Origin of the sequence: Chamaesiphon sp. GL140_3_metabinner_50, from assembly GCF_025361915.1 — a bacterium.
In the GTDB taxonomy this organism is placed as follows: domain Bacteria; phylum Cyanobacteriota; class Cyanobacteriia; order Cyanobacteriales; family Chamaesiphonaceae; genus Chamaesiphon.
Map to the genome: position 1 here is coordinate 1 of NZ_JANYJC010000333.1, position 12,323 is coordinate 12,323.

The following is a 12,323-nucleotide window of genomic DNA, read 5'->3' on the forward strand; positions in this document are numbered from 1 at the left end:
CGTTTGGCATGGGTATCGATGCCGATCAACCGCACGTATTCGCCGCTATGTTCGTGCAGACAATGTTCCAAACCGCTGAGAATTTCGCTTTCGCGCTCGGAATTAAACGCCGCGCAACTAGTCCAGGAACTGGTTTGGAACCGCCGCTTGTTAGCATGTTCGGTACCCACACTGTAGCCCTGTGCCAGCAGGCTGCGGACATTGACAATCACATCGGGTGCCAGACTCGATCGATGTCCATTGGTGCTACCAATCGGGGTACGAATATTTTCCAAACCACTAGCACTTCGTTGACGAAGTCTCTCTGAAAGAGAATCGCCAGAACGTAAAGAATTATTAATACTAATGATGTGAGCGGCATACTTGAGATCGTCGGGGAGTACATCCGAAAGTCGATCGGCTTGTTGCTGATTAGTAACGATCGCGCCCGACGGGACGTATTTGCCAGGGGCAATCTCGACATCCTGAATCAGGGCGTGCATCATCACGATGCAACCATCGCCGACTCTGGCATTAAATACCGTCGATCGAAAGCCGATAAAACAATCATTACCAATATAAGCAGGGCCGTGAATCAGTGCCATGTGGGCGATCGAAGTATTAGTCCCGATCCACACCGAGTATGGCTGGTTGTCGTCGCCGAGGACTCGACCCTGCTCTAAACCGTGAATGACCGTACCATCTTGAATGCGGGTATTGGCACCGATCGCAAACGGGTTGCCCTCATCAGCCCGAATCGAAATGCCAGGGGCGATCGTCACATTGGCACCGATCTGGACATCGCCAATGATGTTAGAAAAAGCATGAACGTAAGCACTAGCATGAATCTTTGGCTCGACCAAGCTCTTCGATCGTGGTGTCGGCGGTGAAGCAGTAATATTACTCTGGGCTACTATCATTGTCTAAAAATTTTCCTTACATAAGTTATGTGACGATCGCCCCTGGCATTTCGAGATCGAGCAATATCCGCCAGAGTTGCACGAGTAGCATCGATCTGCGTAGTTGGGGCTGCTACTAAATTTAAGATGAGAGTCTGAACGGTGGAGCCTTTGCCAGTGGCAGATCGCCCCCACCTCGATCGATATTTAATGAAACTCCCAAATTATCGATCGGATAAATATAGATATTTTTATGTTTAAGTCGGTGCTAGGTCAAATGCTACAGACGCAAAAACTGCAGCTTCAGCGGCAGTCCGCAAAACCTGTAATAATTATCGATCGGTAAAATTCAAAGCTGTGCTAACGATACATTCCACAATACAGTTCGGGCGATCGCTTTGGCAACATAGTACAAAATTATTCTTATTGATTTATAGCATAAGTTAGGCTAATCACCGGAATAGGCTTTAGGTTTTAGGTTTTAGGTTTTAGGTTTTAGGTTGTAGAACTGCGTTCTATGTTTCTCCCCTACTCCTTGCTCCTTACTTCTTACTCTCTCTCCCACTCGATCGGTTCTGATAGATAATAAATGAGGGCTGAAAATTGTGCCTTCACTCAGGATCGCTGACTGCGGGTAGTCTGGCGATTTGCCGAGCGAATTTAAAAAATCAACTTTAATAAACTTAATCCACGGATACTCAATCGCGATTTATGGAACAAATGTTGCTGGAGACTGGCTGGTTGATACCTTGCTACGGACTGCTTGGGGCGATTCTCACTATTCCCTGGATGACGAGATTGGTACGTCAAACTGGCCCTAGACCAGCAGCGTATTTGAATATTTTAATGACCACGATCGCCTTTATTCATGGCACCTTCTTGTTTCAGGCGATCTGGAACCACGATCCGTATCAAATTGCGTTTAACTGGCTGACAGTGGCGGGGTTAGAGTTAAATATTACCTTCGAGCTGTCGCCTCTAAGCGTGGGGGCGATGGAGTCGGTGACAGTATTTAGTTTGCTGGCGCAAGTATTCGCGCTGGGGTATATGGAAAAAGACTGGGCACTGGCGAGATTTTTTGCGCTGGTGGGCTTTTTTGAAGGCGCGATGAGTGCGGTCGCCATTAGCAACTCGTTATTGGTCAGTTATGGATTATTAGAATTGCTCACGTTGTCTACCTATTTGTTGGTAGGGTTTTGGTACGCGCAACCGTTAGTAGTTAAAGCGGCTCGCGATGCTTTTTTGACCAAGCGGGCTGGTGATATTTTGTTATTTACGGGGGTAATTGCCCTATCGACGATCGCGGGAAGTTTGGATTTTAACGACCTATACGACTGGTGCGACAAAACCGATATTTCGATGACCACTAAGACTCTAATCGGTTTGGCGTTGATTGCTGGGCCGATCGGTAAATGCGCTCAGTTTCCGCTCCATTTATGGTTGGATGAAGCGATGGAAGGGCCAAACCCTGCCTCGATTTTACGGAATTCGGTAGTGGTCACGGGTGGGGCTTATATTTTAATTAAAGTTCACCCGATTTTGTATTTGTCGCCCGTTGTCATGACGACATTGATGGTAATTGGTGCGATCACAGCGATCGGGGCGACATTAGTTTCGATCGCTCAAGTCGATATCAAGCGGACGATTTCTTATTCTACTAGTGCTTATTTGGGCTTGGTATTTATTTCAGTTGGTGCTAAATGGATTAGTTTTGCCTTTTTGCTACTATTCGCTCATGCGATCGCTAAAGCGTTAATTTTCATGAGCGTGGGTTGCATAATTCTGACCACCAACAATCAAGATGTGACGGAATTTGGCGGGTTGGGTAAAAGTATGCCAGCAACGACGAGTGCGTTTGTCGTGGGGTCATTAGCGATGACGGGCGTGTTTCCATTGGGTGGCTTTTGGGCACTCCAGGAAGGTTTTAAGGATCTGTGGATCGACTATCCGTGGGCCGTGGTAATTATTGTGGTAGTAAATGGCTTGACTGCTTTTAATCTCGCGCGGGTGTTCGGTTTGGTCTTTTTGGGTAAAACTCAGCCTAAAACTCGCCGTTCGCCAGAGGTACCTTGGCCGTTAGCTTTGCCGATGGTATTTCTGACAATATTGACATTAATGGTACCCGTGGTAATGTGGCGATTGTCTTTACTGCCAGATTTTGAAGATTTTAGCCTATTGCCATTTAGTTCGATTAGTTTATCGAGTTTAGCCGGATTTGTTACGGGTGGCTGGTTGTATTTCAGAGCCGATCGTCAGCCGATTAAACTACAGCTTACCTGGTTGCAAGAGTTACTCGCTAATGATTTTTATGTGGAAAAACTCTACCAGAATACAGTAGTTTGGTCGATTCGTACCCTGTCGCAATTTGCGGCTTGGATCGATCGGTATGTGGTCGATGGCTTGGTCAATTTAGTCGGGTTTGCCACAATTTTTAGTAGCGAAGGTTTGAAGTATGGTACCTCCGGTCAGGCTCAAAACTATTTCCTCACCATTACTGTCGGTGCAGGCGTGTTGGGATTGATGGTTGCCTGGTTGTTCTGGTCGTTTTAGATCGGGAATTAAGTAGCTAGACGCAAATATTTATTAGATTTAAATCGCCTGAAACATAGATAGTGGACTGGGCGGGTCACCCGACCAGCGGCAGTGCCCACCCTACAGAATAGCTAAAACCTAAAACCTAAAACCTAATTATGATGCTGAGTATTTTATTAATAGTTCCTTTATTAGGAGCATTAACTGTAGCTTGTTTGCCCGATCGAACTCGCTCGATCGCCTTTGCGATCTCGTTTATAGTCCTTGGTTTGACTGTGCTGCTATTAACACAGTTTAATTTAAGCGACCCCGGAATGCAATTTGTTGAAAATTATACCTGGATCGATACGCTCGGTTTATCTTATCGAGTGGGTGTCGATGGTTTATCACTACCGTTATTAGCCCTAAATAGTTTATTAACTGTCATTGCCATCTATAGCAGCGACGAAAAAATCGAACGCCCGCGTCTTTACTACACCCTAATTTTAATTTTAAATGCAGCGGTTAGTGGCGTATTTTTAGCACAAGATTTGCTGCTATTCTTTATCGCTTACGAGCTAGAATTAATTCCCTTATATCTGCTGATTGCCATTTGGGGCGGTCAAAGACGCGCCTACGCTGCTACCAAATTTTTGATTTACACCGCTTTTTCAGGCGCGCTATTACTCGCAGCTTTCTTAGGATTAGCCTGGTTTGGCGGCAGCAGTAGTTTTACCTACAATCCCGCGCTAGCTCAGGCTCTGCCGATCGGACAGCAGTTATTATTATTGGGTGCCTTATTATTAGGCTTTGGCATCAAAATGCCGTTATTTCCCTTTCATACCTGGTTACCCGACGCTCACGTTGAAGCTTCGACACCCATTTCGGTATTGCTGGCGGGAGTCCTGCTCAAATTAGCCACCTACGGCATCTTACGCTTTTGTGTGGGGTTGTTCCCAGAAGCTTGGCAGATCGCGGCTCCTTGGCTCTCCTACTGGGCGATCGTCAGCGTTTTGTATGGTGCTTTAATGGCGATCGCGCAGACAGATATGAAGAAGATGGTCGCCTATAGTTCTGTCAGTCACATGGGCTATATTTTACTCGCAGCGGCGGCGAATACCCCATTGAGCTTTTCGGCGGCGATGATTCAGATGGTCAGTCACGGGCTGATTTCGGCTGCGCTGTTCCTCTGTGTGGGGGTCGTCTATAAAAAAACCCAGACTCGCGATATTAGGATTCTCGAAGGATTGCTCAATCCCGAACGCGGAATGCCTGTAATTGGCAGCCTGATGATTTTGGGCGTGATGGCAAGTGCCGGAATTCCAGGGATGGTGGGCTTTGTCGCCGAGTTCCTAATCTTCCGCAGTAGTTTCCCGGTGTTCCCGATTCAAACCCTATTATGCACGATCGGTACAGGTCTGACGGCGGTTTATTATTTATTATTAATTAATAAAGCCTTTTTCGGGCGACTCTCGCCACAAGTTCAAAACCTCGAATCGGTAACCTGGCGCGAACGTTATCCCGCCATGATTCTCACAGTTGCGATCGTTTTATTTGGCTTCCAGCCCGGCTGGATTACCCGCTGGAGCGAACCCACAATTGCGGCAACACTACACCATCCACCCGCCATCATTGCGACTGTAACTAAGTAAGAAAATTAGGTTTTAGGTTTTAGGTTTTAGGTTTTAGGCTTTAGGTTTTGGAACTGCGTTCTGTGTTTCTCCCTTCCTTCTTACTTCTTACTCCTTACTCCTTACTCCTTACTTCTTACTCCCATCTCCCACCTCCAATCTCCCATCTATCTATGACTTCTATTAACTCTTGCCACCGTTTTGCCACATATATCGATCGATTCTATAATGGGCAGAGTCTATTACCAGATACACCCAATAATGTTAAAGAAGTAGTCGGTATTTTAGATAGCTACGGCTATGTACTTAACGAATATCAAATAAATCTCCAGCATATTTCTAAAGCTGAATTTTTGACTGTTTTTCCATTTTTCAAGTATTTTAACGATAAAGTATCGATCGATCGAATTCTCAAGCATTGGTGGCACGATCGGATTAATTTTGAGTATGCCGAATATTGCATGAAAGTCATGCTCTGGCACGGTGGTGGTAAACTAGAACAGTATATTGAATCGCCCGAATTTCGCGAATTAATCGAGCCAGCAATTCAAGCCAAAATTAAAGGTCATCCGATAATTCAGCTCTTACATCGCGTCTTTCCAGAATTTCTGCCAGAGCAAGTTCGCCAAATGGTTTACTATAATGCTTTAGGTCAATTTTGGGAGGTAATGTGCGAAATTTTCCTAACTTTAGGGCAAGCTTATAATCAAGGTAAAATTACCACGATTCCGGAAGTGGTAGAGTGGATTAAAGCAGGATTAGTAGCAGCCGCTGGGAATCCGATTAATTATGCGGTCGAAATTAACGGTCGATCGTACGATATTTTACCACCCTCAGCGCAGCTCACATTTTTGATGGATGTTGCCGTACCGTATGTAGAAGCTATATTCTTTCGCGGTACGCCGTTTTTAGGGGTGGTTTCTTACAATGCTCAAGCTCATCAAATTCCTGTACCTCAGGACGCATTTACCTACGGTGCGCTATACGCCGATCCTTTGCCAATTGGCGGTTCGGGGATTCCACCCACATTATTAATGCAGGATATGAAGCACTATATTCCGCCGTATCTACACGAAATGTATCAAAATACCAAGCGCAAGGAAGACGATTTACTGGTGAAAATTTGTCAAAGTTTTCAGAAGTCGATGTATTGCGTTACTAGCGCGACGATTTTGGGTTTGGCTCCTCATCCGTTGGATACCCAAGATGCGCGGGAAAAGTCAGTAAATATGGCTTATTTTGAGGGCTGGATGGATCGATTGTTAACTTCTCAGTTACCCAATATTCAGGATTAAATGCTAAGATCCCCGACTTCTCGGAGAAGTCGGGGATCTACCGCCCAAATTACTAATTCAGTACGGGTAACTTAGTCAATCCGACGACAACATTGGGATTATCTTGCCTGAGTCGAGCTTCAAAACCATAGCAAGTTTCATTACCGACTTTGGCTAACGAACTTTTAGCTTGACAGCGTTCGGAGAGAATTTGAGCAACTGTCGATAATAGTAATCGATCGCGTTTTTGATAGGCAACTTCAAATAACTTAATCGATTCTCGCAGATCGTTATCATTATTATTGTCACGTCCGCGAATGTTGAGCAGTTGTGCTTTATAGTAAATCAATTCGGGATTTTGAGGAGCAATTTTAAGCGCGGCTTCGATCGCATTACTCGCTTTATCGTATTCTTTTAAATCCCGATGACCGATGTACATACCGCGTAGAGCCAGATAGCGAGGTTCGGCATTCTTTAATTGGTCGATGGCTTGATTGGTATCAGAGAATGGTACGTTAACAGCTAAAAGTAAATCCATATAACCCTTAATTAGGCTTAATTCAGAATTGTTAGGATCGATTTTTTTAGCTTTATCAATATATTCAAATACTTTCTGAAGCTTACCCAAAGCACCTAACGCGCCACCATTAGCTTTCTTGAGTTCGTAAGTCGCTAGAATCGCCAAACCCACACCCTGATACAAATTTCCGCGTAGCGGATTTGTTGGCATCAATTGTTCGGCAGCTTTGGAAGTCTTTTCACCATATTCTTTGACTTTCTCAAAATCTCCTAAACTAAAGGGATACAGCGTATTCATTGCATATGTCAACGGCTCTTTTGGCTCAGTTTTGAGTGCGGCATCGAGATATTGTTTGGCTTTAACATAGTCGCCATCCCGGAACATCGCTTCTTTGGCGCGCTCGACATTAGAACCTTTTTCCTGATTCCCAGTCGTCGGGAATATCATATTACTGTTTGGTTTTGGGGTTTTAGCTGGGGCTGGTTTTTTGCTGGCTGCGGCGGGAGAAATCGTGGGGTTAAACTGGCTAATCGTGGCGACGATTGATGATTGAGCTAGCATCATTGCCGTCGTCAGAACGAGGGTAGCTGGTAGCGAAAACTTAAATTTCATTAATTAGTAGCTAGTAACTAGTCGATGTAAATGGGTATAGTAACAGGATCGAGCAAGGTATGCAGCAATTTTGCATCCCGCCGCTACCAGTGGTTTAAAAATTGCCATATACTAGACAGCCTGGACGTTTGTGTCGATCGGATGTTCCGCATTTAAAGTACATCATCTCTAACGTAGCCTTCACCGAAAGTATCGTTTGCAAATCGTCAATGCTTTTCCCTAAGGCCTAAAGCCTAAAGCCCAAAGCCTAAACCTAACCCCTATCTCGATGCTCAAACTCAAGCGTTTATCATATCATCCACCAGCCAGCGATCGAGCCATTCTTGACGATATTAACTTAGAACTACCTCCACAACAATTGGGACTAATTATCGGTGCGAGTGGTTCGGGCAAAAGCACCCTCTTAGAGATTTTATCAGGATTGGCGAGTGGGACGAGTGGGGGCGTATATTGGCGCGATCGGGCGTTAGATACCGACTTACTCCAACAACTGGGGGGGCTGGTATTTCAGTTTCCCGAACGGCATTTTTGCACCAATACAATTCTAGAGGAATTACGGCTGGGACATCCCGAACTAGGAGCCGAGCGCGTCGAGCAAGCTCTGACATCTGTCGGCTTGGCAGATCTACCATTACAGTTGTCTCCACATGCTCTCAGTGGCGGTCAGCAGCGACGATTGGCTCTGGCGGTACAACTCATTAGGCAGCCCCCTTTACTGCTGTTAGACGAGCCGACAGCGGGCTTAGATTGGTCGATGCGCCAGCAGTTGGTAAACCTACTCGCTCAACTCAAGCAGCAATGGACTTTGTTGGTGGTTACTCACGATGCTGGTGATTTATTGGCAATTGCTGATAAGTGCTGGCAGATCGATCGAGGGAAGTTGACTGAAGCTAAAATTGTTGATGGTAAATTAGAGAACACTACTCCATTTTCGTCGTAAAAGGATAGATAATACTTCGATTCTATTAGTACTATCAGAGATCTTTTTTTTAACCGCAGAGGCGCAGAGGGCGCAGAGGGAACATAGAGAATGATAATTTAAAGTCATTTTCAAGGTTGATTTGAGAGGATCTTTGAGAGGCTAAGAGTTTTCAAATATCCTCTACACGAATTTAATTTTACGCGCCGCATATAGGCACATTTTAATTAGTACTAGTCCTTCGCGAACGTGGGCGATATTTGATTCGCCATAAGTGCGGGGTTGATAACGAACGGGGACTTCGACAATTTGCAGGTTTAATTTAGCAGCCCCAAATAACAAATCGAAATCGCCAAAGGGATCGAAATCGCCAAAATAACTGCGATTGGCGACAATGCGGAGATAATCTTCGCGCCACAATACTTTAGTGCCGCAGAGCGTATCTTTGATATTCTGTCCGAGTAAAAATGAGAAAATTAGAGCAAAAAATTTATTTGCTAAGGTATTCAGCCACGGCATTGCGGCTTGAGAATAAGGATAAACCAATCTTGAACCGTTAATAAATTCGCCACGTCCGCTGACGATCGCATTTACAAAGTTTACCAGTTCTTCTGGTTGGACGGTGAGATCGGCATCTAAGATAATTAAAATATCTCCAGTCGCTTTTTCAAATCCCAATCTGACAGCATCGCCTTTACCTTTGCCCGATTGTTGAAATGCTTGGATGGTAAAATTGCCTGTATATGTATCTACTAAAGTTTGAATTTTATCCCAGGTATCATCTTGAGAATGACCTTCGACGAAGATAACTTCGGTATGCTTGCCCAGTCGGGGTAAACGTTCGATCGCAGCGGCAATATTTCCAGCTTCATTACGAGCGGGGATAACTACACTTACTGTATAATTGGTACTAACATTAGCACGATCGATCTGCTGGCGGGCGACGATATAATTAGTCAAACCGAGATGATTTATAATTGGTAACGGACTCAGATAACGATTGACAAAGTTAGAGACGATCGGGATATATTTAGGTAAGATACACCTCCTGCCAATTTTGACGGATTGATAGCCAGTAACGTTTAACAAATTAATGACATCGTTCATCGACAGCCAACTTTGAGGCGGTTGCGGACGGCGTTGTCCGATGCGTTCGGCAAGATTTAAAATTGGTTCCCACAGAAAGTTATGGAAGTTAATTACTATTCTGGTATGTGGATGACAAAGCTGTTGGATATTTAGTAATACCTGTTGAATATTAGTCAGGTCGCCGAGTACTTCCGACAGAATAATATAGTCGAATTTAGTGGCGAGTAATGGGAACTCATGCGGCGATTCTAGATTTAAATCTTCAGCATCCAGACAATAAAAGTGTAAATCTGGATATTTAGTTTTTGCTAGATCGATAACGACGGATGAAAAGTCAATGCCTACGCTCAATTCCGCGCCAATCTTTGATAATAAATTTCCAGTTCCACAGCCAATTTCTAGAACCTTACTACGAGTCGGAATCAAAAATTGGTGCAACCTGTCGAGATCTTGATAATAATATCGGTTGCGTTCCGCCCACCAATCTAGTTTTAAGGCGATGGCATCAAAGTGTTTTTGAGTACGCTCGGTAACTAGTCGATTGGACATAAACATTCCTCGTAAATAATCGGGGGCAGAAGATATTATAAACCGATTTTTATACTTTCTAGATGTTTGACAGCTCAGAGAGAGGCTCGCGGGAAAGGATTTGATGGTGGTTTTTAAAAATAAAACTGCTGCAACCCGCATTACATCGTCAAGCCGATTGGGATCATCCCACTTTTTGTGCGTAGGTTAACAGCCCTCACCCTGTCTTGTCTCGCATAATCCGGGAGGTTTCCTCCCGGCTGCGAGCCGCTAAATCCCTCTCCCTCAGGGCTACCGTGTACACACAAGTATATTAGTAACGATCGTAGACCTGTACCCCACCCCAGCCCTCCCCTTATAAAGGGGAGGGAGCCGGAAAAGCCCCCCCTTTATAAGGGGGGGTTGGGGGGGTAACACCATCTGAGCCGAAGCCGATCCAACTTGTGTACACCGTAGCTTAAAAAGGGGAATCTTCGGCGACAGTTATCACACCACCAGCGATCGACAGATAAAGACAACAAAATATAATGTAATTATACGTCCGATCGGAAGATGTAGAGTCAATTTGGGTAATCTAAGTGCGAATAGAGATTCAGCTTCATTATCTCTAGCCTCGCTAAATTATCTCACTACCAATATATGACTCCACTGCATAGCCTTAATACCCTACCTCAGTGCCAAAATCTGCAAGCGCAGGTAGATGCTATTCTCAACCTGCTCAAACAAGAACCGACACTCCGCGCCCAAGTAGATACCAGTGCGGTGAATTCGTCGCTCAAAAAAGCGATCGCACCTACATTTGAAATTGTTTTTGCAGGCGCGTTTAGTGCGGGTAAATCGATGCTGATTAACGCTCTACTAGAGCGAGAATTGCTCTACAGCGCGGAGGGACACGCGACGGGGACAGAATGCCAAATTGCCTATGCAGAGCCAGAGCAAGAGCGGGTAGTGCTAACCTTTTTGTCTGAAGTGCAAGTATTAGATCAGGTGCAGTTACTCGGTAAAAAGTTAGGCTTAAATTTGCACGATCCGCAACAGGCAACTCTGCTGTTACAAGAGCAAAGTTTGATGGATACGCTGCTCGATTCTTGTAACGCCATCATTCAACAAGAAGGAGGTGAAAGCAAGTCAGAGCGGGCAAAACAGGCTTCAGCATTCAAGCTATTAATTCAAGGTTTTATCGATAACAAAAAGTATATCGACAAAACCACTAACCGCACCCTATCGATGGAGCAATTTGATTTTAAAAACCTCCAGGAAGCCGCCAGCTATGCGCGACGGGGGAGTAATAGCGCGGTATTGCGCCGAGTCGAGTATTACTGTCACCATCCCCTGCTGCAAGATGGCAACGTTTTGGTAGATACTCCTGGTATCGATGCGCCAGTCAAGCGAGATGCGGAACTTACCTACACCAAAATCGAGCATCCCGATACCTCCGCTGTCGTCTGCGTATTAAAACCCGCTGCGGCTGGCGATATGAGTACCGAAGAAACGGAAATGCTAGAGCGAATTCGCCAAAATTCTGGCGTTCGCGATCGGGTTTTTTATATCTTCAATCGGATTGATGAAACCTGGTACAATGCTCAATTACGCCAGCGGTTAGATCATCTCATCAGCGAACAATTTCGCGACTCGCAGCGTGTCTATAAAACTAGCGGTTTGTTAGGATTTTGGGGAAGTCAACTTCGCCAGACAAATGCGAGTGACAGATTTGGACTAAATTCTTTTTTTGCGGCGAGTGTTACCCCCGATCTTGCCGAAGCTCCTCAGTTTATTAATGAGTTTAACCGTTATTGTTCTAGCTCTGGTAAATTATCTGGAGACAAGTTCCGGGTAGATGTCCGCAGCTATGAATCGGCGACAGAAAACTATCTGCGAATTCTGGGCGAACAAGGTAGCGGCTTAGTCGAACAACTGATTAAAGATAGCGGCATTGAAGAATTTCGTACGGCAATTACTCGCTACTTAATGGAAGAAAAACGCCCATTATTATTAGTCAACCTCGCCGACGATCTCCAACCGATTTGTATCAATCTCCGCCGAACTTATCTAGAAAGTTGGCACCATCTCAAAGCCCAGCCTCAAGATGTTAACTCAATTAAAGAGCAAGAACTTCAGCTTTTAAGTAAGCAGCTCAAAGATATCGGTGATGACTTTATACAACATGTTCATGCGATCGTCAATGAAGTAGTCGCTAGCAATACTAACGTTGCTTTCGAGGCAGATTTTACCAAACTCAAAGCCAAAATGGTTAGCCGTTTGGATGAGTTATTAACTACTTTCTCAGTCAGCCAAGTTCACCAACAAGCACAAGCCAGCCATCGCCGTAATTCAGTAGTCCCATTAATCGGCATCTTGAGC

The 12,323-nt window shown here is 44.9% G+C and carries 8 protein-coding genes; 5 read left to right on the forward strand and 3 right to left on the reverse strand.

The window, feature by feature from the left end; genetic code table 11:
- Window positions 1-899: ribulose bisphosphate carboxylase small subunit (locus tag Q0R35_RS16445; protein ID WP_295620827.1), on the reverse strand; the 899-nt coding region annotated here is incomplete at its 3' end.
- 690 nt (window positions 900-1,589) lie between these two features.
- Between Q0R35_RS16445 and Q0R35_RS16450 the strand changes: the two genes are divergently transcribed.
- The 3 genes from Q0R35_RS16450 to Q0R35_RS16460 all read left to right on the forward strand — a co-directional run bounded on the left by Q0R35_RS16450 (window position 1,590) and on the right by Q0R35_RS16460 (window position 6,315).
- Window positions 1,590-3,428 (forward strand): NAD(P)H-quinone oxidoreductase subunit F, encoded by a 1,839-nt coding sequence (locus tag Q0R35_RS16450; RefSeq protein WP_295620830.1) that lies wholly within the window; start codon window positions 1,590-1,592, stop codon window positions 3,426-3,428.
- Window positions 3,429-3,571: 143 nt separating this feature from the next.
- Window positions 3,572-5,041 carry an NADH-quinone oxidoreductase subunit M gene (locus Q0R35_RS16455; protein WP_295620849.1) on the forward strand — a complete coding sequence of 490 codons (1,470 nt, stop codon included), beginning with the start codon at window positions 3,572-3,574 and terminating at the stop codon, window positions 5,039-5,041.
- Between the two features lie 152 nt (window positions 5,042-5,193).
- The gene (locus Q0R35_RS16460) at window positions 5,194-6,315 is read left to right on the forward strand and encodes a CO2 hydration protein (protein WP_295620833.1); all 1,122 of its coding nucleotides are present in this window, start codon (window positions 5,194-5,196) and stop codon (window positions 6,313-6,315) included.
- 52 nt (window positions 6,316-6,367) lie between these two features.
- Here Q0R35_RS16460 and Q0R35_RS16465 read toward each other — a convergent pair whose 3' ends face one another.
- Window positions 6,368-7,426: a Sll0314/Alr1548 family TPR repeat-containing protein gene (locus tag Q0R35_RS16465; RefSeq protein WP_295620836.1), complete on the reverse strand. Its 1,059-nt coding sequence runs from the start codon at window positions 7,424-7,426 to the stop codon at window positions 6,368-6,370.
- A gap of 268 nt (window positions 7,427-7,694) precedes the next feature.
- On the opposite strand from Q0R35_RS16465, the gene Q0R35_RS16470 reads away from it, so the two are divergent.
- A complete protein-coding gene (locus tag Q0R35_RS16470; protein WP_295620839.1) occupies window positions 7,695-8,366 on the forward strand; it encodes an ABC transporter ATP-binding protein in 672 nt (223 codons plus the stop codon).
- Window positions 8,367-8,528: 162 nt separating this feature from the next.
- On the opposite strand, the gene Q0R35_RS16475 is transcribed toward Q0R35_RS16470, so the two are convergent.
- The gene (locus Q0R35_RS16475) at window positions 8,529-9,983 is read right to left on the reverse strand and encodes a glycosyltransferase (RefSeq protein ID WP_295620842.1); all 1,455 of its coding nucleotides are present in this window, start codon (window positions 9,981-9,983) and stop codon (window positions 8,529-8,531) included.
- A gap of 618 nt (window positions 9,984-10,601) precedes the next feature.
- Between Q0R35_RS16475 and Q0R35_RS16480 the strand changes: the two genes are divergently transcribed.
- Window positions 10,602-12,323 (forward strand): dynamin family protein (locus Q0R35_RS16480; RefSeq protein ID WP_295620846.1); only part of this gene is annotated, 1,722 nt, incomplete at its 3' end.